The organism is Aeromonas sp. S11(2024) (genome assembly GCF_041402345.1).
GTDB lineage: Bacteria > Pseudomonadota > Gammaproteobacteria > Enterobacterales > Aeromonadaceae > Aeromonas > Aeromonas veronii.
Genome location: NZ_JBGLRC010000030.1, coordinates 16,984 through 43,025 on the forward strand (window position 1 = coordinate 16,984; position 26,042 = coordinate 43,025).

Annotated in this window: 18 protein-coding genes; 12 read left to right on the plus strand and 6 right to left on the minus strand. The window is 61.7% G+C overall.

Going from position 1 to position 26,042, the window contains the following annotated elements:
• Positions 1-8 precede the first annotated feature (8 nt).
• The 3 genes from ACB040_RS18110 to arcC all read left to right on the plus strand — a co-directional run bounded on the left by ACB040_RS18110 (position 9) and on the right by arcC (position 3,789).
• Positions 9-1,226: a YgeY family selenium metabolism-linked hydrolase gene (locus ACB040_RS18110; RefSeq protein WP_371155914.1), complete on the plus strand. Its 1,218-nt coding sequence runs from the start codon at positions 9-11 to the stop codon at positions 1,224-1,226.
• Positions 1,227-1,336: 110 nt separating this feature from the next.
• Positions 1,337-2,761, plus strand: a complete 1,425-nt coding sequence (hydA, locus tag ACB040_RS18115) for a dihydropyrimidinase (RefSeq protein ID WP_371155912.1) — start codon at positions 1,337-1,339, stop codon at positions 2,759-2,761.
• A gap of 95 nt (positions 2,762-2,856) precedes the next feature.
• Positions 2,857-3,789, plus strand: coding sequence for a carbamate kinase (gene arcC, locus ACB040_RS18120; protein ID WP_371155910.1), 933 nt, complete (start codon positions 2,857-2,859; stop codon positions 3,787-3,789).
• A 153-nt stretch (positions 3,790-3,942) separates the two neighbouring features.
• Here arcC and ACB040_RS18125 read toward each other — a convergent pair whose 3' ends face one another.
• The 4 genes from ACB040_RS18125 to ACB040_RS18140 form a co-directional block, all read right to left on the minus strand.
• The gene (locus ACB040_RS18125; protein ID WP_279462650.1) at positions 3,943-5,166 is read right to left on the minus strand and encodes an MFS transporter; all 1,224 of its coding nucleotides are present in this window, start codon (positions 5,164-5,166) and stop codon (positions 3,943-3,945) included.
• Positions 5,167-5,221: 55 nt separating this feature from the next.
• A complete protein-coding gene (locus ACB040_RS18130; protein ID WP_144713340.1) occupies positions 5,222-5,992 on the minus strand; it encodes an ABC transporter ATP-binding protein in 771 nt (256 codons plus the stop codon).
• Positions 5,985-7,037, minus strand: a complete 1,053-nt coding sequence (locus ACB040_RS18135; RefSeq protein WP_279462652.1) for an iron ABC transporter permease — start codon at positions 7,035-7,037, stop codon at positions 5,985-5,987. The genes ACB040_RS18130 and ACB040_RS18135 overlap by 8 nt, the downstream gene beginning before the upstream one ends.
• Before the next feature lie 99 nt (positions 7,038-7,136).
• On the minus strand, positions 7,137-8,258 hold the full coding sequence (locus ACB040_RS18140) for an ABC transporter substrate-binding protein (protein ID WP_371155907.1): 1,122 nt from the start codon (positions 8,256-8,258) through the stop codon (positions 7,137-7,139).
• 264 nt (positions 8,259-8,522) lie between these two features.
• On the opposite strand from ACB040_RS18140, the gene ACB040_RS18145 reads away from it, so the two are divergent.
• A complete protein-coding gene (locus ACB040_RS18145) occupies positions 8,523-9,446 on the plus strand; it encodes a DMT family transporter (RefSeq protein WP_279485583.1) in 924 nt (307 codons plus the stop codon).
• 71 nt (positions 9,447-9,517) lie between these two features.
• Here the strand turns inward: ACB040_RS18145 and yqeB are convergent, their stop codons facing one another.
• Together yqeB and yqeC are read right to left on the minus strand one after the other, a co-directional pair.
• Positions 9,518-11,110, minus strand: a complete 1,593-nt coding sequence (gene yqeB / locus ACB040_RS18150; protein WP_371155905.1) for a selenium-dependent molybdenum cofactor biosynthesis protein YqeB — start codon at positions 11,108-11,110, stop codon at positions 9,518-9,520.
• Positions 11,111-11,137: 27 nt separating this feature from the next.
• Positions 11,138-11,986: a selenium cofactor biosynthesis protein YqeC gene (gene yqeC, locus ACB040_RS18155; protein WP_338774891.1), complete on the minus strand. Its 849-nt coding sequence runs from the start codon at positions 11,984-11,986 to the stop codon at positions 11,138-11,140.
• 1 nt (position 11,987) lies between these two features.
• On the opposite strand from yqeC, the gene mocA reads away from it, so the two are divergent.
• From mocA to ACB040_RS18195, 8 genes are all read left to right on the plus strand, one after another.
• The gene (gene mocA, locus ACB040_RS18160; RefSeq protein ID WP_338774892.1) at positions 11,988-12,623 is read left to right on the plus strand and encodes a molybdenum cofactor cytidylyltransferase; all 636 of its coding nucleotides are present in this window, start codon (positions 11,988-11,990) and stop codon (positions 12,621-12,623) included.
• A gap of 343 nt (positions 12,624-12,966) precedes the next feature.
• Positions 12,967-16,077: a putative selenate reductase subunit YgfK gene (gene ygfK / locus ACB040_RS18165; protein ID WP_371155902.1), complete on the plus strand. Its 3,111-nt coding sequence runs from the start codon at positions 12,967-12,969 to the stop codon at positions 16,075-16,077.
• A 30-nt stretch (positions 16,078-16,107) separates the two neighbouring features.
• Complete coding sequence (gene ssnA / locus ACB040_RS18170) at positions 16,108-17,436, plus strand: putative aminohydrolase SsnA (RefSeq protein ID WP_371155900.1); 1,329 nt, start codon at positions 16,108-16,110, stop codon at positions 17,434-17,436.
• 80 nt (positions 17,437-17,516) lie between these two features.
• Positions 17,517-18,293 carry a molybdopterin-dependent oxidoreductase FAD-binding subunit gene (ygfM, locus tag ACB040_RS18175; RefSeq protein ID WP_371155898.1) on the plus strand — a complete coding sequence of 259 codons (777 nt, stop codon included), beginning with the start codon at positions 17,517-17,519 and terminating at the stop codon, positions 18,291-18,293.
• Complete coding sequence (locus ACB040_RS18180) at positions 18,290-21,187, plus strand: molybdopterin-dependent oxidoreductase Mo/Fe-S-binding subunit (protein ID WP_371155896.1); 2,898 nt, start codon at positions 18,290-18,292, stop codon at positions 21,185-21,187. Before ygfM ends, ACB040_RS18180 begins: the two co-directional genes overlap by 4 nt.
• Before the next feature lie 95 nt (positions 21,188-21,282).
• Positions 21,283-22,806, plus strand: coding sequence for a nucleobase:cation symporter-2 family protein (locus ACB040_RS18185; protein ID WP_371155894.1), 1,524 nt, complete (start codon positions 21,283-21,285; stop codon positions 22,804-22,806).
• Between the two features lie 52 nt (positions 22,807-22,858).
• Positions 22,859-24,175, plus strand: a complete 1,317-nt coding sequence (guaD, locus tag ACB040_RS18190; RefSeq protein ID WP_005336781.1) for a guanine deaminase — start codon at positions 22,859-22,861, stop codon at positions 24,173-24,175.
• A 397-nt stretch (positions 24,176-24,572) separates the two neighbouring features.
• Positions 24,573-25,874 (plus strand): NCS2 family permease, encoded by a 1,302-nt coding sequence (locus ACB040_RS18195; RefSeq protein WP_180343373.1) that lies wholly within the window; start codon positions 24,573-24,575, stop codon positions 25,872-25,874.
• Positions 25,875-26,042: the final 168 nt, after the last annotated feature.

Here is a 26,042-nt window from a genome sequence, read left to right on the forward strand (position 1 = left end):
GGATCACAATGAGCAAGCAAATTCCGTTTGAAATGGTGTTGGAGAAGGCCTACCAGTACAAGGCCGAGATGAGTCAGTTCCTGCGCGACATGATCGCCATCCCGAGCGAGAGCTGCGATGAAGAGCGCGTCGTGCTGCGCATCAAGCAGGAGATGGAGAAGGTTGGCTTTGACAAGGTCGAGATCGACCCCATGGGCAACGTGCTGGGCTATATCGGCCACGGCCCGCACCTGATCGCCATGGATGCCCACATCGATACCGTGGGCGTCGGCAACATGGCCAACTGGAAGTTCGACCCCTATGAGGGGATGGAAGATCACGAGATCATCGGTGGTCGTGGTGCATCTGACCAAGAAGGCGGCATGGCCTCCATGGTCTATGCGGGCAAGATCATCAAGGATCTGGGGTTGGAAGATCAGTACACCCTGCTGGTGACCGGTACCGTACAGGAGGAGGACTGCGACGGTCTTTGCTGGCAGTACATCATCGAGCAGAGCAAGATCCGCCCCGAGTTCGTGGTCAGTACCGAGCCCACCGACTGCCAGATCTACCGTGGCCAGCGCGGCCGCATGGAGATCCGCGTCGAGGTGCAGGGGGTCAGCTGCCACGGCTCCGCACCGGAGCGCGGTGACAACGCCATCTTCAAGATGGGCCCCATCCTTGGCGAATTGAAGGAGCTCAGCCACAACCTCGGTCATGAAGACTTCCTCGGCAAGGGCACCCTGACCGTCTCAGAGATCTTCTTCACTTCGCCGAGTCGCTGTGCCGTGGCGGACAGCTGCGCCGTCTCCATCGACCGTCGTCTGACCTGGGGCGAGACCTGGCAAGGGGCGCTCGATGAGATCCGCGCCCTGCCTGCGGTGCAAGCCGCCGGTGCCGAGGTCTCCATGTATCAGTACGACCGTCCGGCCTACACCGGTCTGGTCTACCCGACCGAGTGCTACTTCCCGACCTGGAAGGTGGAAGAGGATCACATCACCGTCAAAACCCTCTCCAAGGCTTATCGCGAGCTGTTCAACAAGGAGCCGGTGGTAGACAAGTGGACCTTCTCTACCAACGGGGTCTCCATCATGGGTCGTCACGGTATTCCGGTCATCGGTTTTGGCCCGGGTAAAGAGCCGGAAGCCCACGCGCCGAACGAGAAGACCTGGAAAGAGCATCTGGTTAAGTGCGCCGCCATGTACGCCGTGATCCCCATGCTCTATCTGGCCGAGCTGGACAAGTAAGGGGTCTGCCGGGTGGTGACTGCCATCGCCGCCCAGCTGTTGAAAGTGCCCCGTCTCCATTGAGGCGGGGCCTTGCTGTTTGAAGGCAAAAAGCATTCGAGGTGGTGGGGATGAAACGGCTGATCAAGAACGGCGTGCTGGTCGATGCGCAGGGTGAATATCGTCAGGATCTGTTGATCGAAAACGGGGTGATCCGCGCCCGTGCCGCCGATATCCAGCCCGATGGCGAAACCGAGGTGATCGATGCCAGCGGCTGCTATGTGATGCCGGGTGGCATCGATGTCCACACCCACTTCAACATCGATGTCGGGATTGCCCGCAGTTGCGATGACTTTTTCAGCGGTACCCGTGCCGCCGCCTGTGGTGGCACCACCACCATCATCGACCACATGGGATTTGGCCCGGCGGGGTGCAATCTGCATCACCAGCTGGCCCGCTATCACGACTACGCCGCCGATCAGGCGGTGATCGACTACAGCTTTCACGGCGTGATCCAGCATGTGGATGACGCCATCCTTAATGAGATGGCCGCCATGGTGCAGGAGGAGGGGATCAGCAGCTTCAAGCTCTATCTCACCTACCAGTACAAGCTGGGGGATCACGACGTGCTGCGCGCCCTGGCCCGCCTCAAGGAGGTGGGGGCGCTCGCCACCGTCCATCCCGAGAACGATGCCGCCATCGCGGCGCGCCGGGCGGCCCTGCTGGCCGCCGGTCACCATGAACCCTGGTATCACCCGCAGAGCCGTCCGCTGGAGTGCGAGGCGGAGGCGATCGCCCGGATGATCAATCTGGCGGGGCTGGCGGGCAATGCGCCGCTCTATATCGTCCACCTCTCCAACGGCTTGGGGCTGGAGTATCTGAAACTGGCGCGCCGTCAGGGTCAGCCGGTCTGGGTAGAGACCTGCCCGCAATATCTGCTTTTGGATGATTCCTGTTACTACCGGGAGAACGGGGTCGACTATCTGCTCAGCCCGCCGCTGCGCTCGCGCCGCGAGCAGGACAAGCTGTGGGTCGGTATCGCTGCTGGTGACATCGACACGGTGGCGACCGATCACTGCAACTTCTCCCACGCCCAGCGCATGACCCTCTCGGACGGCGATTTCAGCCGCTGTCCCAACGGCTTGCCCGGGGTCGAAAACCGGATGCTGCTGCTGTTTGCCCACGGGGTGTTGGGCGGGCGCATCTCGCCATCGCGGTTCGTGGCCCTCACCAGCGCCAATTCGGCCAAGTTGTTCGGTCTCTGGCCGTGCAAGGGCAACTTGCAGCCGGGGGCCGACGCCGATCTGGTACTGATGGATCCCCGTGGCGAGACCCTGATCCGTCACGCCGCCCTGCACGACAACGGTGACTACAGCCCCTACGAGGGGATGCGTTGTCCCGGCCAGATCAGGATGACCCTCAGTCGCGGCGAGATCGTGGCCTGCGACGGCGAATTTACCGGACAACGGGGGCATGGCCGCTTTCTGGCCAGAGCGCCCTTTGATCCGGCGTTGGCGCCTGATCTGCACTCGCCTTGCCCCGCGGTTGCTGGCTGACAATCCGTTCGAAACAGACAGAGCAGCAAGGTTATGTGAACAACGAAAGGTGGGCCGGTATTGCGCCGGCTTGTCCCATCACTGGAGATAACAAGATGAAACAGAGAATCGTACTGGCCCTGGGGGGCAACGCTCTGGGCAACAACCTGCCCGAGCAGATGAAGGCGGTGCAGAGCACGGCGCACACCATCGCCGACCTGATCGCCCAAGGGCACGAGGTGGTGGTCACCCACGGCAACGGGCCGCAGGTGGGGATGATCCAGCAGGCGTTCGAGGTGGCGGCCCGCCACGAGCCCAAGTCCCCCCATCTGCCCATGTCGGTCTGTGTGGCCTTGAGTCAGGGTTACATCGGTTATGACCTGCAAAACGCCCTGCGCGAAGCCCTGCTGGAACGCGGCATCCACAAGCCGGTTGCTACCCTGGTGACCCAGGTGGAGGTGGATAAAAACGATCCCGCCTTCCTTGACCCGAGCAAGCCCATCGGCGGTTTCTTCAGCAAGGAGGAGGCCGAGGCATTGATGGCCAAGGGCGAGCTACTCAAAGAGGACGCCGGTCGCGGCTATCGCCGGGTGGTGGCATCCCCCAAACCCGTCGACATCATCGAGAAAGAGACTGTCTCTGCCATGCTGGCCGCCGGTCAGGTGGTGATCACCGTCGGTGGCGGCGGCATTCCGGTGCTGCGGGAGGGCAATCACCTGCGCGGTGCCAGCGCGGTGATCGACAAGGATTGGGCCAGTGCCAAGCTGGCGGAACTGATTGACGCCGACATGTTGATCATCCTTACCGCGGTGGAGAAGGTCGCCATCAACTTCGGCAAGCCCGATGTGCAGTGGCTCGATCAGCTGAGCGTGGCCGATGCCAACAGCTTTATCGCCCAGGGGCAGTTTGCCAAGGGCTCCATGCTGCCCAAGGTGGAGGCGGCACTCTCGTTTGCCACCTCCCTGCCGGGGCGAAAATCCCTGATCACCCTGCTGGAAAAGGCAGCCGAGGGGATCGCTGGCAAGACCGGTACCGTGATCAGCCTGTAATCATGCGTACTGACCCGCAGGGGCATCCGGCCCCCTGATAGAGTGTGGAGCCTTGGCTCCACACTCAGTTTTATTGGGATGGCGGTGACGGATCATCACTGTCGAACGTGTTCTGCAGGCCAGATGAACCGCTCTGTGGGAGTGGCAATGGGGCTAGTTGGAGTGGCAGCCGGGTTTTGTGGATGGCAGAAACCTGTAGAGGCCGATACCGGCGAGCAAACCAATCATCGCCAGCAGCAGCCAGATGACTGTGGCGGGGCGGCTGCCCGCATCCCCCAACATAAAACCGATGAGCAGGTTGCCAAAGAGCGCCATGCAGCCGCCAGCGCTGGCATAAAAGCCGTAGTAGCTGCCGAGCTGCTCGGGAGGGGCGTAGCGGGGCAGTTGGGCGGCAAAGAGCGGGAAGCAGAGGATGGAACCCAAGGAAAGCAGAGCCACCTGCGTCAACACGCCTGCCGTCGGCCAAGGTGCCAGCAGCGGTAGAGCCAGGTAGCTCAAGCCCATCATCCCGATACCCAACCCCATGGCGAGCGGCACACCCAGGCGACTCTCTACCAGACGGGAGGCAGGTAGCTGGAGCAGGACGCCGATCACCGCCGAGAGGGTAAAGACCCCGCCGAGCAGGTGGGTGGCGTCCGGCAGGCTCTGGATATGAGCGGGCAGGGCGAGATAGAGTTGGTGGAACAGGATCTGGTAGCTGCCCGCCAGCAGGGTAAACACGATAAAAGGGCGCTGGCGCATTATCTCTCTCCATTGGCGCAAAATGGCGCCACGCGGACTCTGGTGGCTCACCGGGCGTTTGGGCAGCACCCGGTATTGCAGCACGCCGAGCAGGGCGAACAGACTCGCCGCCAACAAGCCGGTCAGGGTATAGCTCTGCTGGGTCAGTGTCAGTCCGACCAGGGGCCCGAGCAGCATGCCCGCCTCGCTGGCGAGATTGTGCAGGGCAAAGGCGCGCTGACGCTGGCTCGGGTTGTGGCATTCGCTGGCAAGATACGCCTGGGCGCAAGGGGTGAACAGCGCCCCCGCAAAGCCGGTGAGGGCGGCGGCCAGCAGCAGGATGGGCAGGGACTCGGCCCAGCCGAGCAACACGAAGCCTATGGATCGCACCAGGCAACCCCAGACGATGGCGGGGTGATAGCCGATGCGATCCCCAAGGGTGCCTCCCAAGAGAAAGAGCCCCTGCTGGCTGAAGACCCGCATCCCCATGACCAGGCCACATGCCCAACCGGCCAGACCCAGCCCGCTACCCATGTGCTGGGCGAGGAAGGGCATCATCATGTAGAAGCCGAGGTTGAAGGCCAGCCCGTTGGTGATAAGCAGGCGGGCTGCCGGGCTCATGCCCTGCCAGTCCTGCCAGTAAGAGGCGCTGTTCATCTTCGCCACCCACTAGCATGTCGGGAGGGGGCCGCCGGGGTTGTGTTGCGCTCAGTCATGAGGCCTTTCGCACGGTTCTGAGGAAGGGGATGCCGCGCTGATCGTGGCTTATCTCCACCGGCACATGGTAGAGGCGCTCGATGAGGGCCGCGTCGAGCACCCGGGCGGGGGGGCCGAAGGCCTGCAGATCGCCGTCTGCCAGCACGATCAGCTGATCGGCAAACTGGGCAGCGAGGTTGAGATCGTGCAACACCACCAGGGTGATCCACTGCTGCTCGCGGGTCTGCTGACACAGGTGCTCCATCAGTTGCATCTGGTGGTGCAGATCCAGGGCGCTGACTGGCTCGTCCAGCATCATGATGCTGGGATCGCGCAGCAGCACCTGGGCGAACAGTACCATCTGCCGCTGGCCGCCGCTTAAGGAGTAGAGGGGGCGATCAGCCAGATGGGCGATGCCGAGCGCCTGCAGGGCGCGACCCGCCGCCAGGATGTCCTCGTCCGCCAGACGCATGGAGAGGCTGTCGAGGCGCCCCAGCACCACCACTTCGATGACGCTCAAGTCCAGCTCCAGCTGGATGTTCTGGGGCATGTAGCCAAACTGCTGGCGCCACTTGGCCTGCGTCATCTGGCGGGCACTCTGGCCCCCCAGCCGGATATCGCCGCCATCCGGGGTCAGTTCACCAAACAGGGTGCGCATCAAGGAGGTCTTGCCGGTCCCGTTCGGGCCGATGATCACGTGGACTTGACCCGGATGCAGGGTGAGGTTGAGCTCTCGCAGCAGGGTCTGCTGGCCGAGGGAGAGGGAGAGTCGGGATATTTCAAGCACGTTTACGCCCCCTGCCGAGGATCAACCAGATGAAGAAGGGCACGCCAATCAGAGCGGTGACGATGCCGATGGGAAAGAGGGCCCCCGGAATAATGGACTTGGAGAGCACCGAGGCCGCCGAGAGCATGCAGGCGCCGCACAGGGCCGAGAGCGGGATCAGAAAGCGCTGATCTTCCCCCACCAGCATGCGAGCGATATGGGGAGCCACCAGGCCAACGAAGCCGATGACACCGACGAAACTGGTGGCGGTGGCGGTGAGCAGGGCGACCAGTACTAGGGTCTTCATGCGCAGCCTGTCCACGTTGACCCCGAGGCTGCGGGCGCGGGCCTCCCCGAGGCGCAGGCTGGTGAGGGCCCAGGCATCCCGGTAGATAAGCAGGGTGCAGATCAGGGTGACTGCGGCCGTGATGATCAGGGAGTCCCAGGTGGTGCGCATCAGGCTGCCAAACAGCCAGAACAGGATCTGCTGGTTGAGCTCGGGGGAGGAGAGAAACTGCAGCAGGGAGAGCAGGGACTGGAACAGGAACAGCAGGGCGATACCCGCCAGGATCAGGGTCTGGCTGCTGACATGGCGCATCATGGCCAGGCCAAATAAAAGGCTCGCGGCAAACATGCAGAGGATGAAGGCGCCGGCCGGAATGGCCACCAGGGGAGGGAGTCCGAGACCGCCGGTATAGAGCGCCAGTGCGGCGCCGAGCCCCGCTGCGGCAGCGAGCCCCAGGGTGTAAGGGCTGGCGAGGGGGTTATCCAGCAGGGTCTGCATCTGGACGCCGCCAAGGCCGAGTGCCGCACCGACTACCAGCGCCATCAGGGCGATGGGCAGGCGCATGTCATGGACTATGGTGCGGGTCATGGGATCGGTCTGGGCGGGGGCGAGCAGGGCATCGACCACTTCGCCAAGGGGCAGCAGGGAGGGGCCGGTGGCGATGTCGAGCACCAGGGTAATGCACAGCACCAGGGTGAGCAGCAGGAGCCAGTGCCCGCGACGGCGCTCCCGTTGCCGCTGGCGGGCGAGGGTCTGCTGCAGGGCAGCCAAATCATTCATGATGACAATCCTGAAACGGGCGCCATGAGAGGCGCCCACAAGGGTGAAAGAGGGATGAAGAGGGCTCTGCCTAGACAGGCAAAGCCCGAACGACCGGATTCAGTTTGCGTCACCCTGCTTGATGCCCAGCATAAAGGTGCCTTGGGGACGGATGGGCAGATAGCGCTGGTAGAAGCCCTGATAGGTGGCCAGGGGATCGAGATCCTGGAACAGATCCGGGTAGAGGGCCTTGGCCATGAACTCGATGAGCGCAGCATCCATGATACTGCGGGTGGCGCCGTGATAGACCGCATAGAGGCGACCCTGCTGCACCGCGGGCAGCTCGCTCCAGCCCGGACGGGCGGCAAAGCCTTGCAGACGCTGGCGCACTGTCTCTGCCGACACATCCTGGCCGACCTGCATCGCCTCTGCGCTGCTCACGCTCTCGTAGCCCGCCATCAGGATGACCTCGGGTTTGCTCGCCAGCAGTTGCTCAGGATGGATGGGGCCCCAGCGCTCGACGAAGGGAGCCGCGACGTTGTCACCCCCGGCCAGCAGAGCCATCGCGCCCCACATGTCCTTGCCATAGGTGTAGCTGTATTCTGCAGGTCCCTTGTCCCCGAGCTCGATATAGACCCGAGGGGGCTGGCGCTTCGCGTTGGCAACGCGGGAGGTGATGATGTCAATCTTGGCCTTGTATTCGTCGGCCATCTGTTGGGCACGAGCTTCCTGACCTGTCACCTTGCCCAGCAGCAAGGTGCTCGCCATGTGGCGCTCCAGGGTCTGGGCGTTGTAGTCGATGACCACCACCGGGATCCCGGCCTGTTCGAAGCGTGGCAGATCCGGGACGAGGGCCTCATATTGCCACTTCGCCAGGATCAGCAAATCGGGCTTGACCGCCAGGGTCTTCTCGATGGAGAAGCTCTGATCCTGCACATTGCCAAGGTCAGGCACCTTGGCCAGTTGCGGCAGGCTGGCCACATAGAGCGACCAGATGGCGGGGCGGGACTTGACGAACCAGCCACGGGACATGCCCACCAGCCGATCGGCGCCGCCTTCACCGGCCACGGCCAGATAATCCTCGGGATAGAAACCGAGCACGATACGGCTGGCCGGCAGGCTGAGGGAGACCTTGCGGCCCATCACATCTTCTACTTCAACCGGGGGATTTGCCTGCGCCATCCAGCTCATCAGGGCGAGCTGACCGAGCAGCAGCAACTTTGCCAGGGGGTGACGAAACATCTTGTGAAAACCTTGAACGGATTTTGGGGTGAGAAGCATTAGCATTTGCGTTTAATGATGGCAATCGATTTTACCAGGGGTCACATAAGGGAGGTATATAGCGTGTTGGTTGTTCGAGGCCCACCTTGGCAAGGTTCTTCGCCAACGCCGCTCTTCAGGGGGGGAGGGTAGGTTTGGGCTGTCGGCCCCCACAAGAGTAAGATGGTTCATTTCGGGGCTGGTTAGCCCGGCATGCAGGCGCACAGGCGCCAAAAAGGCAGAGTAATGAGCACAAAGATCAATATGGCGGCGCTGGGGGGACTGGTCCTGCTCACCGCCATCTGGAGTTACAGCTGGATCGTGATGAAGCAGGTGATGCTCTACGCGGGGGCCTTCGAGTTCACTGCCCTGCGCTGCCTGTGCGGTTCATTGGTGTTGTTGCTGGTATTGGCCCTGCGCGGCCGCCGTTATCTCAAACCCACTCCGTTTCGCTATACCCTGGCCATCGCCCTGTTCCAGACCTGCGGCATGGTGGGGTTGGCCCAGTGGGCGCTGATCAGCGGCGGGGCGGGCAAGGTGGCCATTTTGAGTTACACCATGCCGTTCTGGGTGGTGATCTTCGCGGCGCTCTTTCTCGGCGAGCGGATGCGCAAGCTACATTATCTGGCGGTCGGGGTGGCTGCCTGCGGCCTACTGCTGGTGATCGAGCCCTGGCAACTGCACCTGGATTCCATGAAGAGTGCGCTGCTGGGGATTACCTCCGGCATCTGCTGGGGGATCAGCGCCATCATCGCCAAGCGGATGTATGCCCGCCATCCCGGGGTGGATCTGATGTCCCTCACCACCTGGCAGATGATCTACGCCACCATAGTGATGGCGCTGGTGGCGGCGCTGGTGCCGGAGCGCCCCATCGACTGGCAGCCCTACGTGATGGGGGCGCTGGCCTATAGCGCCATCTTCGCCACCGCCATCGCCTGGAGTCTCTGGCTGTTTGTGCTGAAAAAGCTGCCTGCGGGGATTGCCAGCCTCAGTACTCTGGCGGTGCCGGTGACCGGTGTGCTGCTCTCCTGGTGGCTGCTGGGGGAAAACCCGGGGCCGGTGGAGGGGAGCGGCATCGCCCTTATCGTACTGGCGCTGTTGGTGATTAGCCGCAAGGGCAAGCGCTCAGTGGTATCGGTGGCGGGGGAGACCCGTATCAAGCACGGCTGAGCCGATTGCCCGCGAAGAGATAAAGAGGGCCCGCCATCATGGCGGGCCCTTCTGGTTTTAAGAACACTCTCTTATCTGCGCTGGGCCAGATGCATCATGGCTTCCAGCACGGCGCCGCCGATGGCGCGGGCCTTGTCAGAGACGGTGGTGGCATCGGCGCGCTCGCCGCGCGGGTCGATATCGCCAATCTTGAAGCCGATAGGCACTTCGATGCCATCGCTGAGCAGCCCCCGCACCATGCCAGAGAGCGGCGCGATAATGGGGGCATCCCCTACATGGGCGATCACATCCCCCTCCTGCACCAGATCGCCGAGCTTGATAAGGCTCTTCATCACCCCGGGGGCGGGGGCGCGCACCACCCGGCGGGCGGAGTGCCCCTCGATCACCCCGGGAATGCCGGTATTGGGTTGGGCAGGGCCCTGATAGATGACCCGCCCCAGATGATGACCGCGGTTGGTCTCGATCACCGCATCGCAGTCGCGTCCCGCCTCAAACCCCGGGCCAAGGGCCACCGTAATGGGGGCCATCTCCTTGTGGGTGCCGAGATTCTGCTTGGCGAGGATGGCATCCACCAGATAGCGGGGCTTGAGCTCGGCGAGGGTGGCACAGTCAGGGTCAACCAGTAGCGGAATGACGCCCCGATCCAGCTGCTCGAACGCCTGTTCGACGCTCTCGACCCGCTTGGCACGCACTCCCTCGACCCTTGTTTCGCCGTCGAACATCCCCTGCGCGAAGGCGACGGTACGGCGGATCACCGTGGGCTTGTCGAGATCCAGCATCACCACCTTGAAACCGGCATTGTGCAGCCGCAGCGCCACGCCGGTAGCGATGTCGCCGGAGCCACGCATCACCACCAGCTGATCCCGCTTGAGGCGCACGTCATCCTGCATCAGACCACCCGATTTGCCGTTTTTCACTTGAAGCAGCTCGGCGAGGATGCTGATGGCGATCTCCTCGGGGGTCTCGGCACCTATGTTATAGCCGATAGGGGCGTGCAGCCGCTGCAATTGCTCCTGACTCACCCCTTGCTGGCGCAGCGCCTGGGTGAAGGTCTGCACCTTGCGCTTGCTGGCGAGCAGTCCCAGATAGGCGAGGGGACGGCTTATCAGCCGCTCCAGCGCCTCCTTGTCCTGATGGTTGGTGGCGATGATAACGAAGTTGTCTGGCTCGATGGCCAGCGCCTCAATCACAGCGCTGATGGTATCAGCCTCTTTGAGGTGAGTGCCGACGGGGAAGTGATCGGGATTGAGGCTCCCTTCAAAACAGTCGCCAACATGGATATCAAAACCGAGTGGAGCGGCGGCATGGGCCAGCGCCCGGTTGACGTGACCGGCACCAATGAGCACCAGCCGTGGCCGCAGACCATAGACATCGATATAGACCGACATGGCGCCACCACAGTCCGCCCCTACCGCATGTTCGCCGTTGCGGGCCATCCGGCCGTGGAAGATGCGCGGCTTGCGCTCGGCAATGGCGGCCATCGCTTCCTCGATCACCAGCCGCTCGATCATGCCGCCGCCGATGGTGCCGAGGATCTGGCCATCGGCCATTACCAGCATCTGGGCCTGATGGCGGGGGGTGGAGCCCCGGCTCTCGATGATCTGGGCCATGGCAAACGGCGTGTTCTCCTGTTCCAGTCGGGCTGCGTGTGCAAACAGATTCATAAGGTACCTCTTCTTATCCTTAAACCATCATGGGCGAGGCGGCTGTGCCTCATCCTGAGCGAAGTAACCGAGTGCGAGGCGAATGGGTTGTGGTTCGCGAACCGCCCCCTGCCAGATGGCGTGGATCTCGGGGTGGCGGGTATGCAGCTTTATCAATTCATCGAGCCACGACGCCTCATTTTGATAATCCCCATTGATAAACCAGATCCGGCGCGCCCTGGCCGGGGTGCCCTTGAACAGCCCCTCGGGGTGGGAGAGCAGCTGGTGAAACAGGGCCCAGTCGAGGGGGTCACCGGCCTCTATCCCGCACAGGGCCTGAAGCTCTGCCCAGCGGTGGATCTGCTGCGGGTCGGCCTTGGCCCCCACCATGGCGCCGCCCGTCAGGGCGATCACCCAATCACTGTGCTGAGGAATGCAAGGTTCGTGCAAAGCGGGCACTTTCAATAACTTGTGATGGGCGCCATCCGCTTCGACCAGGATGAGATCGAAGCGCTGCTGCCCCTTGATGAGATCAATCTGCTGGGGCGTGGGGCCCGCCACCTTTCCGGTGCGCTCGTCGAGATGGCTGAACAGGGCAACCAGCGCCGGGCCATCCGGTAGCGCCTGACAGCGGGTAAGTTGACGAACGGGATCCGTCTCGATAATCAATTCCCGATAGTGTGACGGGGCAGGCAGAAACATCCGGGTGGTGGTGGTAATTAGCACCCTTTTACCCTGTTGATAAAAATATTCCGCCAGCCAGAACAGGGTGCTGGTTTTTCCACCGGCCCCGCAGAGGCTAATTAAGGTGGTATGGCTATCAATATTTTTGGTGAGCGAGTTTAATAGCGGCTCTATATCTGGAAATGCGACAGCAACAGCGTGTGGGTGCGACATAATGACGACCAAAATAAATATCGAAGGAAGTGGGAAACAACGTTGCCAAGAACAAGTGCAGTGTGACTGTATAATAACGGCGGCGGGTTTATCTTCCCGAATGGGTACCTGGAAAATGATGCTACCTTATTGCCAGGGGACAATGCTTGATGCAAGTCTCAAAAATGCCCTGGCTTTTTGTCAGCGCGTTATTCTGGTGGTGGGCCATCGTGGCGAGGAGCTTCAAGCCCGCTACGGATCACGGCCGGATATTGTTGTCGTCCACAATCCCGACTATCGGCAGGGGCTGGGCAGCTCCATCCGCTGCGCCCTGGCGGCCAGTGACGCTGACTACCTCTTTATCAGCCACGGGGATCTCCCCTGTATCCCGCGCGAGGTCTATCAACAGCTCTGGCAGGCACGGGGTTGTGAGGCTCTCTTTCCCACCTGGCAGGGGGAGGCGGGCCATCCGGTGTTGCTGCCAAAATCCCTTGCCCGCGAGCTGGCTGCAGCCCCGGTGCAATCGTCGGTACGACGCTGGTTGCAAGGGCATCCCCATCGTATGGTGCCAGTCGACAGCCCCGCCATCCTGTTTGATGTGGATACCCCGGAGCGCTATCAGGCGCTGCTGGGGCGCATTCTTGAAAATGAGAGTTAGCCCACGAAATAACCCTGTTTAAAAAGATAACGGGGAGATAAATGGCGTATCAAAGTGATATTTCTCGCACTTGATCTGATAGGGCGAGCTCTTTTTAATCAGCTCATTAAGTAAATTTCAGAGTGATTGATAACTACTCGCAATACCCATAATGGTGACATCGTAATTTCTCATCATTAATTGGAGCTGTCTCACGCTTTCACCCTAAAAAATAGTTTTGTAGCTCGTTTTGTAACTGTAGTGGCCTGATAGTTGCTCCTCTCCTTGCCAAGGGGGAACACCCGTGCGGGATACTCCATTTATTCATGCTGCCAATGGGCAGAACAGCTGCAAGGAGATAGCCATGGGCGATATTATGCGACCCGTTCCGTTCAAGAACCTGCTGACCCGTATTTTTGCGGAATATAAAGAGAGTCAGAGCATTTTCGGTATTCCCGCCGCGCAATTCTATCGCAAGCAGGACGAGCGCAAGATCAAGGTGTTCGGTGAAACCTGCGAGACCCCCATTGGCCCGGCAGCCGGCCCCCATACCCAGTTGGCCCAGAACATCGTCACCTCCTGGCTGACCGGCGGGCGCTTTATCGAGCTCAAGACGGTGCAGATCCTGGACCGTCTTGAACTGGAAAAGCCCTGTATCGATGCCGAGGATGAGTGCTTCAATACCGAGTGGTCTACCGAGTTCACCCTGCCCAAGGCGTTTGACGAGTATCTTAAAGCCTGGTTTGCCCTCTACCTGCTGGAGGAGGTGTTTGACCCGCGCCTCGACGGAGAGGCCAAGTCCTTCATTTTCAACATGAGCGTGGGTTACAACCTCGATGGCATCAAACAGCCACCGATGCAGCAGTTTATCCACAGCCTGATGGATGCAAGCCAAAGTCCGAAGTTTGCCGAGTACCAGCAGGTGCTGCGCGAGCTGGTGGCCGACGAGCGGTTTATCGCTGAGCTGGGAATGGGGGCGCGCCGCGATCGCCTGCAACAGCTGGTGGATCGCATCCCGGCCAATCTGGTGCACGGTGTCACCCTCTCCACCATGCACGGCTGCCCGCCGAACGAGATCGAGGCCATCTGCCGCTACATGCTGGAAGAGAAGGGGCTCAACACCTTCGTCAAACTGAACCCGACCCTGCTGGGCTACCCGCGGGTGCGCGAGATCCTCGATACCTGCGGCTTTGATTACATTGGTCTGAGCGAAGAGTCGTTCGATCACGACCTCAAGCTGGATCAGGCCAAGGCGATGCTGACCCGCTTGATGGCGCTGGGGGCCGAGAAGGGGCTCACCTTCGGGGTCAAGCTGACCAACACCCTTGGCACCATCAACCGCAAGGGGGCGCTGCCGGGGGATGAGATGTACATGTCCGGCCGCGCGCTGTTCCCGCTATCCATCAACGTGGCTGCCGTGCTGTCTCGCGCCTTCGATGGCAAGCTGCCCATCTCCTACTCCGGTGGTGCCAGCAAGTTCAACATCGCCGAGATCTTCGAGACCGGTATTCGTCCCATCACCATGGCCACCGACCTGCTCAAGCCGGGTGGCTACCTGCGCCAGATCGAGTGCCTCAAAGAGATCGACGCTTCTGACAGCTGGGGCATGGCTCAGGTGGATGTGACCAAGCTGGAAGCGCTTGCCGCCAAGGCCCTCACCATGGATTACACCCAGAAGGAATGGAAGTCCGACGATCGCATCGAAGTGGGTGGCGGCCTGCCGCTGACCGACTGCTACGTAGCGCCCTGCGTCACTGCCTGCGCCGTGCATCAGGATATCCCCGAGTACATTCGCCTGATGGGCGAGGGGGAGTATGTGGCGGCCCTTGAGCTGATTTATCAGCGCAACGCCTTGCCCGCCATCACCAGCCACATCTGCGATCACCAGTGTCAGTACAACTGCACCCGTCTCGACTACGACAGCGCGCTCAATATCCGCGAGCTGAAAAAAGTGGCGCTGGAGCGCGGCTGGGAAGGGTACAAGGCGCGCTGGCACAAGCCGGCAGGCAGTGGTGACAAGCACCCGGTTGCAGTCATTGGCGCCGGCCCGGCCGGTCTCTCCGCCGGTTACTTCCTGGCCCGTGCCGGCCACCCGGTCACCGTGTTCGAGCGCGAAGCGGATGCCGGTGGCGTGGTCAAGCACATCATCCCCGAGTTCCGCATTCCGGCCGAACTGATCCAGCACGATATCGACTTTGTTGCCGCCCACGGGGTCAAGTTCGAGTTTGGCTGCGATCCGGCGCTCACCGTCGACAAGCTGCACGCCCAGGGCTTTACCTATGTCTTCGTCGGCATCGGCGCCGACAAGAATGGCGGCATGCGCCTCGAGGGGGGACACGAGCGGATTTACAAATCCTTCCACTTCCTGCGCAGCTTCAATCAGGGCAAACCGCTGCCGCTGGGCCGCCATGTGGCGGTGATCGGTGCCGGCAACACCGCCATGGACTGTGCCCGCGCCGCCCTCAAGGTGCCGGGTGTCAGCGATGTGACCGTTATCTACCGCCGCAGCGAAAAAGAGATGCCCGCCTATCGCGAGGAGTATCTGGAAGCGGTGGAGGATGGGGTGCGTTTTTGCTTCCTCACCAATCCGGAGCGCTTTGACAAAGATGGCAAGCTTGTCGTGCGGATGATGGCGCTGGGGGATCCTGACGAGCAGGGCCGCCGCCGTCCGGTGCCCACCGAGCAGACCGAAGTGATGCAGATGGATGCCCTGATCACCGCCATCGGCGAGCAGCCTGACTGCGAGGTATTGAAAGCGATGGGTATTCCCCTTGGCAGCGATGGCTGGCCCGAGGTGGATGGCCAGACCGGCGAAACCAGCCGTCGCAACGTCTTCCTCATCGGTGACGTGCAGAGTGGCCCGTCCTCCATCGTCGGTGCCATCGGTGGTGCCCGCCGCGCCGCGGATCTGGTGCTCTCTCGCGAGCATGTCGCCAGCCAGCAGAGTGAAGTGACCATCCAGCCGTCGGGCAAGGATGAGATCTACCGCCGCAAGGGGAGCATCGCCGTCACCATGGTTGACAAAAACGAGCGGGATGCCTTCGTGGCGCAAGAGGCGCACCGTTGCCTCGAGTGCAACTACCTCTGCAGCAAGTGCGTGGATGTCTGCCCCAACCGGGCCAACGTTGCCATCGCGGTGCCGGGCTTCAAGGATCAGTTCCAGACCCTGCACCTGGATGCCTACTGCAACGAGTGCGGCAACTGCGCCCAGTTCTGCCCGTGGCAGGGCAAGCCCTATCAGGACAAGGTCACCATTTTCAGCCTGCCGGAGGACTTCGACAACAGCCGCAACCCCGGGTTCTATCTGGCTGATGGCGGTGAGCTGCGGGTGCGTCAGGATGGCGAGACCTATCGCCTGACCATAGATGCCCAGAGCCGGATCAAGGATGTGCCAGCGGCCCTTGGCGACATGTGCCGCATCATCAGCCATGTCCATGCCCATCACCACTACCTGCTGGGGGCCGTCGAGGCCTGAGCGAACCACGAATAAGCGAAGGAGCAAACCATGTTTATTCTGAAGAACGTCACCGCTGTCCAGCTGGAGCCGACCCGGGTGCTGGAAGGGGTGGATATCGCCATCGAAGGATCGCTTATCAAAGCGGTGGGGCCCAATCTGCGGACCCTCTACCCGGAAGCCAACTATCGGGAGATGGGGGGCAAGCTGGTGATGCCGGGCATCGTCTGTGCCCACAACCACTTCTACTCCGCCCTGTCGCGGGGGATCATGGCCAACATCGCCCCCTGCCCGGACTTTATCTCCACCCTGAAAAACCTCTGGTGGCGGCTCGATCGGGCGCTCGATGAAGAGTCCCTCTACTACAGCGGTCTCATCTGCTCGCTGGAAGCGATCAAGAGCGGCTGCAGCGCGGTGATCGACCACCACGCCTCGCCCAACTACATCAAGGGCTCCCTGAATGTGCTGCGTAAAGGGTTTGTGGAGGCGGGTCTGCGTGGCATGACCTGCTTCGAGACCACGGATCGCAACGGCGGTCTCGCCGAGCTGCAGGCCGGGGTAGAGGAGAACATCCTGTTTGCCCAACAGATCGATGCGACCAAAGCCAAGGGGAACGAACCCTATCTGGTGGAGGCCCATATCGGCGCCCACGCCCCCTTCACCGTGCCCGACGAGGGGCTCGCCATGCTGCGCGAAGCGGTGCAGGTCACCGGTCGCGGGCTGCATATCCATGTGGCGGAAGACCGCTACGACATGGCCCACGGTCACCACCACTATGGCAAGGAGCCCATCGCCCGGTTGGACGAGTTTGGCCTTATCGACAGCAAGACCCTGATCGCCCACGGCATCTACCTGAGCCCGGCTGACATCGAGCTGCTCAACAGCCGCGATGCCTTCCTGGTGCATAACGCCCGCTCCAACATGAACAACCACGTGGGCTACAACATGCACCTGCCGGAGTATCGCAATCTGGCGCTTGGCACCGACGGCATCGGCTCCGACATGCTCGAAGAGCTCAAGTTTGCCTACTTCAAGCACAAGGATGCCGGCGGAGCACTCTGGCCCGACAGCTTTGCCCGCTTCCTCTGGAACGGCAACACCCTGCTGGAGCGCAACTTCGACGCCAAATTTGGCCGCCTGGAGCCGGGATACAAGGCCGACCTCACCATTTGTGACTACGACGCACCGACCCCGCTGGCGCCGCGCAACCTCGGCGGCCATCTCGCCTTCGGTATGGGCTCATCCTCGGTCAACAGCGTGATGGTCGAGGGGCGCATGGTCTATCAGGATCGCGAGTTCGCCTTTGACGTCGAGCCCATTTATCAACAGGCCAGCAAGGTGGCGAGCCGCCTGTGGCAACGGATGGATCAGCTGGCCTAAGGCCACCTTCCACAGTTTTGGACCGGATTGCCCGCCGTGTGGATTTCCCCGGCGGCGGGCAGCAAGAGTAAGGACGACACATGATTGAGCAATTCTTCCGACCCGAGCAACTGGGTCAGGCTTTGGAACTCAAGGCCAGTTTCGGCAACGACGCCGTCTACATGGGAGGCGGCAGCAAGCTTAACGCCGCTCCGACCCGCACCGACAAGAAGGTCGCTATCTCGCTGGACAAGCTGGGACTGAACCAGATTGAGCAGCAGCACGGCCAGCTCCATATCGGCGCCACCGTCACCCTGCAGACCCTGAAAGATGATCCCCGTACCCCGGCCGCCCTGTGCGACGCGCTGGGGTTTGTCTACTCCCGCCATCTGCGCAATCAGGCCACCCTTGGCGGCGAACTTGCCTGCCAGCAACAGGACTCCCCCTTGCTGCCGGTACTGTTGGTACTCGAAGCCGTGGTCGTGCTGGAGAACAACCTGCTGCAACCCATCGACGCCTATCTGGCGGGGCAGCGCAATGCCCTGGTGCTGGGGATTGTGTTGCCGGAGCCTGAACTGCGCTGCGCCACTCGCCGCATCAGCCGCAATGCCGATGGCTTGGCGGTGATGACCGCCGCGGTGGCCCTCGATGCCCTTGGCGAGATGCGGGTCGCCGTCGCTGGTGTTACGCCGCAGCCGATGCGCCTGCGTGATGTGGAGCGCCGCGATCTGCACGATGCCGCGCTGGAGGCGGCCGTGAGCGAGCTGGTTGCACCGCGCGAGGATCTCGGCGGCAGCGTGACCTACAAGCGCTATATCAGCGGGGTAGTGGTGGCGGATCTGCTGGTGGACTGCCAGCAGCAGGAGGTACAGGCATGATGGAACTCAACTTCACACTGAACGGTGCCCTGCGCACCGTCATCACCCCGGCTGGCGAGAATGCCCAGCGGGTGCTGTTCAACCAGTGCCGGATGCACTCGGTGCGCAACAGCGACGACGGCTTTGGCTTCGCCGGCTCCGACGCCATTCTCTTCAACGGCAAGGTGATCAACGCCTCCCTGCTGATCGCCGCCCAGCTGGATGGAGCAGACGTGCGCACCGCCGAGTCCCTCGGCAGCTGGAACCAGCTCAGTCTGGTACAGCAGGCGATGGTGGACGTGGGGGTGGTGCAGTCCGGCTACAACGATCCGGCCGCCGCGCTCATCGTCACCGACCTGCTTGATCGCCATCCCGAGCCTACCCGTGATCAAATCGACGATGCCCTCTCGGGCCTGTTTCACCGCGATGGCGGTTATCAGCAGTTCTATCAGGCCATCGAGCTCGCCTGCTCACGGATGAAGGATCCCGATTATCTGTGCCAGATCGCCCCCGAGTTTCGCGACGATTTGCGCCACATCGGCAAGAGCTGCCCAAAAGTGGACGCCGCCAAGATGGTGCAGGCCAAGCCCTGCTACGTGGAGGACAGGGTTACCGAGGATGCACTGATCATCAAGATGCTGCGCAGCCCCCATCCCCATGCGGTGATCACCAAACTCGACGTGAGCCGCGCCGAGGCGCTGCCGGGCGTCGTGCATGTCATCACCCACCTCAACTGCCCGGATGTGTTTTACACCCCGGGTGGCCAGAGTGCCCCCGAGCCGTCACCGCTCGATCGCCGTATGTTCAGCCGCAAGCTGCGCCACGTAGGTGACAGGGTCGCCGCCGTGGTGGCCGAGAGTGAAGCCATCGCATTGGCAGCCCTGAAACTCATCGAGGTCGAGTATCAAGTGCTGCCGGCGGTCATGAGCATTGACGAGGCGATGGCTCCCAACGCACCGCTGGTGCACGACGAGCCCATCGTCTACATGGCCGGTGCGCCTGCGGATCTCGAGCAGCAGAACGCCTGCTCGGTACGCCGTGGCGACGAGCACATGATCATCAACTTCCCCATCGGCTCCCGCCCGCACGAGAACCTGGCTGCCAGCGTCCATGGCCAGATCGGTGACGTGGCCAAAGGCTTTGCCGAGGCGGACGAGATTGTCGAGCGCACCTACGAATCGACCCAGGCCCAGCAGTGCCCGACCGAGCCGCACATCTGCTTCACCTATATGGATGGGGAGCGTCTGGTCATTCACGCTTCTACTCAGGTGCCGTGGCACGTGCGCCGTCAGGTGGCGCGCATTGTCGGCATGAAGCAGCACCAGGTGCACGTGATCAAGGAGCGGGTAGGGGGCGGCTTTGGCTCCAAGCAGGATATCCTGCTGGAAGAGGTGTGCGCTTGGGCGACCAAGGTCACCGGCCGTCCGGTCACCTTCCGCTACACCCGTGAAGAGGAGTTCATCAGCAACACCTCCCGCCACGTGGCCAAGGTGAAGGTGAAAGTGGGGGCCAAAAAAGATGGCACCATCACTGCCATCGATATGGATTTTCGTGCCAACACCGGCCCTTACGGCAACCACTCATTGACGGTGCCAAGCAACGGCCCGGCGCTCTCCCTGCCGCTCTATCCGTGCGACAACGTGCGCTTTACCGTCAACACCTACTACAGCAACATCTGCCCGACCGGCGCCTATCAGGGTTATGGTGCGCCCAAGGGCAACTTCGCCCTGACCATGGCCATTGCCGAGCTGGCCGAGAAACTGGGCATCGATCAGCTCGACATGGTGGAGCACAACCGGGTGCACGAAGGGGATATCCTCAAGGTGCTCGGTGCCATCGGCGAGGGCAAGATGCCGACTTCTGTGCCCCATGCGGCCAGCTGTGCCCTCGAACCCATCCTCAAGCAGGGTCGCGAACTGATTGCCTGGGATAGCCCCAAACCCGCTGACGGGGATTGGCGCATCGGTCGTGGCGTCGCCATCATCATGCAAAAATCGGGGATCCCCGATATCGATCAGGCCAACTGCATGGTCAAGTTGGAATCGGACGGCACCTTTATCGTTCACTCCGGTGGCGCCGATATCGGCACCGGCCTCGATACCGTGGTGGCCAAGCTGACCGCCGAGGTGCTCGGTTGCCCGCTCAGCGATGTGCATGTGATCTCTGGCGACACCGACCATGCCCTGTTCGACAAGGGGGCTTACGCCTCGTCCGGCACCTGCTTCTCCGGCAATGCGGCCAAGATGGCGGCCGAGAACCTCAAGGCGAAGATCCTGTTCCACGCCGCCGCCATGCTGGGCGAGCCGGTCGAAGACGTAGAGCTGGTTCATCCGGGCATAGTGCGCGGCAAGCTGGGGGAGGTGAGCCTCGCCATGCTGGCCCACAAGGCGGAGACCGGTACCGGCTTCGGTATTCTGGTGGGCACCGCCAGCTATATCACCTCTGAGCTCGCCTTCCCGTACGGGGCCAACTTCGCCGAGGTGGCGGTCAACGTCAGAACCGGCGAGATCCGCCTCGACAAGTTCTACGCCCTGCTCGACTGCGGCACGCCCATCAACCCGGAGCTGGCCCTCGGCCAGATCTACGGGGCGACCATGCGGGCCATTGGCCACACCATGACCGAAGAGATCTGCTACGACAGCAAGGGCATCCCGCTCACCCGGGATCTGAAGAGCTATGGCGCGCCCAAGATTGGCGACATTCCCCGCGACTTCCGGGCCTTCCTGGTGCCGAGTGACGACAAGGTCGGCCCTTACGGCGCCAAGTCCATCTCGGAGATCGGGGTGAACGGCGCGGCGCCCGCCATCGCTACCGCCATCCACGACGCTTGCGGTGTCTGGCTGCGCAAGTGGCACTTCACGCCGGAGCAGATCCTGCGCGAACTGGGCAAGCTGGAGCAAAAAGTGTCGGCATAACAAAAGAAAAGGTGAGGGGCGGGCGCTAGCTCGCCCCCAGCGCCTGACGGCGGAATGAGTACTCCGCCTACATTCTGTGTGATGGGACAAACACGATGTCTAAAACAACACGCAAGCACTCGGATCTCATTTACGAGCTGGAAGACAAACCCCCGTTTTATCAAACCCTGATGGGCGCAGTGACCCATCTGCTGGCGATTTTTGTCCCCATGGTGACCCCGGCGCTGATCGTCGGCGGCGCCCTGGGCCTATCTACCGAGATCACCGCCTATCTGGTCTCCATGGCGATGATCGCCTCCGGTATCGGCACCTGGTTGCAGGTGAACCGTTATGGCCCCATCGGTTCGGGGCTGCTCTCCATCCAGTCGGTCAACTTCTCCTTCGTGACCGTGATGATCGCCCTCGGCGGCGCCATGAAAAAAGATGGCATCCATGAGGAGCTGATCGTCTCGACCCTGCTCGGGGTCTCCTTTGTCGGCGCCTTTCTGGTGATGGGCTCCTCCTTTGTGCTGCCCTATCTCAAGCGGGTGATCACCCCGACCGTGAGCGGTGTGGTGGTACTGATGATTGGTCTGAGCCTTATCAAGGTGGGGATCATCGACTTTGGCGGCGGCTTCTCCGCCATGAGCAGCGGTACCTTCGGCAAATACGAGAACATCGGGCTGGGGCTTTTGGTGCTCTGCGTCATTGTCGCCTTCAACTGCAGCAAAAGCCCGCTGCTGCGGATGAGCGGCATCGCCATCGGCCTGATGGTGGGCTATGCGGTGGCCCTGATGCTCGGTATGGTGGATTTCTCCGCCCTTGAGGACCTGCCGCTCATTACGGTGCCGATCCCGTTCAAGTACGGTTTCTCCTTCGATTTTCACGCCTTTATGCTGGCGGGCACCATCTATCTGTTGAGCGTGCTGGAGGCGGTGGGGGACATCACCGCCACCGCCATGGTTTCCCACCGGGATATTCAGGGCCCCGAGTTTCAAAAACGGCTCTCCGGCGGCGTACTGGCGGACGGTCTGGTATCGGTGATCGCCTCGGCCCTCGGCTCTTTGCCACTCACCACCTTTGCCCAGAACAACGGCGTCATCCAGATGACCGGAGTGGCGTCACGCCATGTGGGCAAGTTTATCGCCGTCATCCTGGTGCTGCTGGGGCTTTTCCCCGTAGTAGGGCGCTTCTTCACTACTATCCCGTCACCTGTAATGGGGGGCGCCATGGTCATCATGTTCTCCATGATCGCCATCGCCGGTGGTCGCATCATCATCAGCCACGGTTTCGATCGGCGGGAGACCCTGATTGTCGCCACCTCGCTGGGTCTTGGGCTCGGCGTCTCCTATGACCCGAACGTCTTCAAGGTGCTGCCGGCGGGTATCTACATGCTGGTGGAGAACCCCATCTGCGCTGGCGGCATCACCGCCATCATCATGAATCTGGTGCTGCCGCAAAGCCGCAAACGCAAGGCGGCCGTCAGGGATGCCGAGGCGGTGGAGGTGATCCAGCTGAGCGACAAGCCGGATGTGATCTTTACCGCCCGCAGCGCGGGCCTGTCATCGGCCAGCAAGGGGGAGGGTTCACCAGAGCCAGTGCCCGGGCAGGCGGTGGCGCCACAAGTGGAACGGATCTGACGGTTAAACCGGCAAAAAACGTCAACAGAACAAGAAAAACAGGGAAACGGTTATGAAAAACGACAACTCTGTCAAAGCGGTACGCGGCAGCTTCTTCGATATCACCCGGGTGGTGGATCAGCCCGAGGAGATTGAGTCCAACGCCCGTCTTATCGAGGATGGTCTGCTGATCATTCGCAACGGTTGCATCGACTGGTTCGGTGAGTGGGAGGAGGGGAAAGATCGCATTCCGGCCGAGGTACGGGTGCGGGATTATCGCGGCAAGATGATAGTGCCTGGCTTTGTCGATACCCACATTCACTATCCCCAGAGCGAGATGGTGGGGGCCTATGGCGAGCAGCTGCTGGAGTGGCTCAACCGCCACACCTTCCCGGCCGAGCGCCGTTACAACGATCTCGAGTATGCCCGCGAGATGTCCACCTTCTTTATCAAGCAGTTGCTGCGAAACGGCACCACCACGGCGCTGGTGTTCGGCACAGTGCACCCCGAGTCGGTGGATGCCCTGTTCGAGGCGGCCAGCCGCATCAATATGCGGATGATCGCCGGCAAGGTGATGATGGATCGCAATGCGCCCGATTATTTGCTCGATACCGCCGAGAGCAGCTATGTGCAGAGCAAGCAGCTTATCGAGCGCTGGCACGGCAACGGTCGACTGCTCTATGCCATCACACCACGATTTGCACCCACCTCGACACCCGAGCAGCTGGCGATGGCGCGGCGACTGCGCGAAGAGTTTCCCACCACCTATCTGCACACCCATCTGTGCGAGAACAAGGACGAGATCGCTTGGGTCAAATCTCTTTTCCCGGCGCACAAGGGCTATCTCGATGTCTATCACCAGCATGGGCTCACCGGCCATAACTGCGTCTTTGCCCACTGCGTCCATCTGGAAGAGCAGGAGTGGGATTGCCTGAAGGAGACCGGCTCCACCATCGCGTTTTGTCCCACCTCGAATCTTTATCTCGGCAGTGGTCTCTTCAAGCTGCACAAGGCGTGGCGCAAGCAGGTGAAGGTGGGGATGGGCACCGACATCGGCGCGGGTACCACCTTCAACATGCTGCAGACCCTCAACGAGGCCTACAAGGTGATGCAGTTGCAGGGTGAGCGGCTCTCGGCCTATCAGGCCTTCTATCTGGCGACCCTGGGCGGCGCCCATTCGCTGGGGCTTGACGAGAAGATCGGCAGCTTTGCGGTGGGCAAGGAGGCGGATTTCGTGGTGCTCGACCCGGTCGCTACCCCGCTGCAGCAGCTGCGTTATGACAACTCCACCACCCTGCGGGACAAGCTCTTTGTGCTGTTGACCCTGGGGGATGACAGATCCATCTACCGCACCTATGTGGATGGCCAACTGGTGCATGAACGGGGGTAGGGCTTGTAGTGGGCTGCCGCGGCGCAGCCCCGACGAATACGGCGGCTGGCGTGCTCCACAGGAGCGCCAGTCTTGCCGCACGACAGGGGATCTCCCCGCATAGAACGTGAAATGGCCCGGTTTTTTTGACCAGCAAGGCAAACGTTTGAGTCAAGGCTGCCTGCCCTGGTCTGTCTGTCGCATCCTCTGCCACCATCGCCTGTTTCTCATCAGACTGGCGCGAGGCAGACCCGCAGATCCTGTCGCCATTTCGTCATGGAACATTCAGGCGCGTGTGAAGGAGTTGGGTATGACCCAAGCAAACAGCAGGACAAACAGCGTGGAACAGCTGGCCAATGATGACGCCAGCCAGAGCGCAACAAAGCAACAGCCGCTCACGGCTCTTGATCGCTACTTTATGATCAGCGAGCGGGGCAGCAACGTCAGACAGGAGGTGCTGGCGGGCCTCACCACCTTCCTTGCCATGGTCTACTCGGTGATCGTGGTGCCGAGCATGCTCGGCAAGGCGGGCTTTCCCCCTGGCGCCGTGTTTGTCGCCACCTGCCTGGTGGCGGGGTTCGGTTCGCTCTTGATGGGGCTCTGGGCCAAGTTGCCGATGGCCATCGGCTGCGCTATTTCCCTCACGGCGTTTACTGCCTTCAGTCTGGTGCTAGGGCAGCAGATCCCCATTCCGGTAGCGCTGGGGGCCGTCTTCCTGATGGGGGTGCTGTTTACCGCCATCTCGGTGACCGGGGTGCGTAGCTGGATCCTCGACAACCTGCCGATGGGAATTGCCCACGGTACCGGCATCGGGATTGGTCTCTTCTTGCTGCTTATCGCCGCCAACGGTGTGGGGCTGGTGATCAAGAACCCGCTGGAGGGGCTGCCGGTAGCGCTGGGGGCCTTCACCTCCATGCCGGTCATCATGTCCCTGATAGGCCTTGCGGTGATTTTCGGGCTGGAGAAGCTGAGAGTACCGGGGGGGATCCTGCTGGTGATTATCGCCATCTCCATCTTCGGCCTTATCTTCGATCCGGCGGTGAAATATCAGGGGCTGTTCGCCCTGCCGAGTCTCTCGGACGATCAGGGCAAGTCCCTCATCTTCAGTCTGGATATCATGGGGGCGCTCTCGCCGCTGGTGTTGCCGAGCGTGCTTGCGCTGGTGATGACGGCGGTATTTGATGCCACCGGCACCATCCGGGCGGTCGCGGGGCAGGCCAACCTGCTCGATAAAGATGGTCACATCATCAACAGCGGCAAGGCGCTCAGTGCCGACTCGGTCAGCAGCATCTTCTCCAGTCTGGTGGGGGCGGCCCCGGCTGCCGTCTATATCGAATCGGCAGCAGGCACGGCGGCGGGGGGCAAAACCGGCCTGACCGCGACTGTGGTCGGCGGCCTGTTCCTGTTGATGCTGTTCCTCTCGCCGCTCTCCTATCTGGTGCCGGCCTATGCCACCGCACCGGCCCTGATGTATGTGGGACTCCTGATGCTGAGCAACGTCACCAAGCTCGATTTCGATGACTTTGTCGGGGCCATGTCCGGGCTGGTGTGCGCGGTCTTTATCGTGCTCACCTGCAATATCGTCACCGGCATCATGCTCGGCTTCAGCTCGCTGGTGATTGGCCGCATCTGCTCGAAGGAGTGGCACAAACTCAACGTCGGCACCGTGGTCATCGCCCTGGCACTGGTGCTCTTTTATGCTGGGGGGTGGGCTATTTAGGGATAACCCGCCCGTTTGGGGCCGCACTGGCGGCCCCATTTTTATGCCTGTTATTTTTAGCCCGCTCATGCTGACTATCACGTCTCGGCCGTCTCCGCAGTTGGGGGGGCATCGCGATACCATTTTGATAAATCCCCCTACCAGATTGATAGGCTCTCGCCCTTGCTC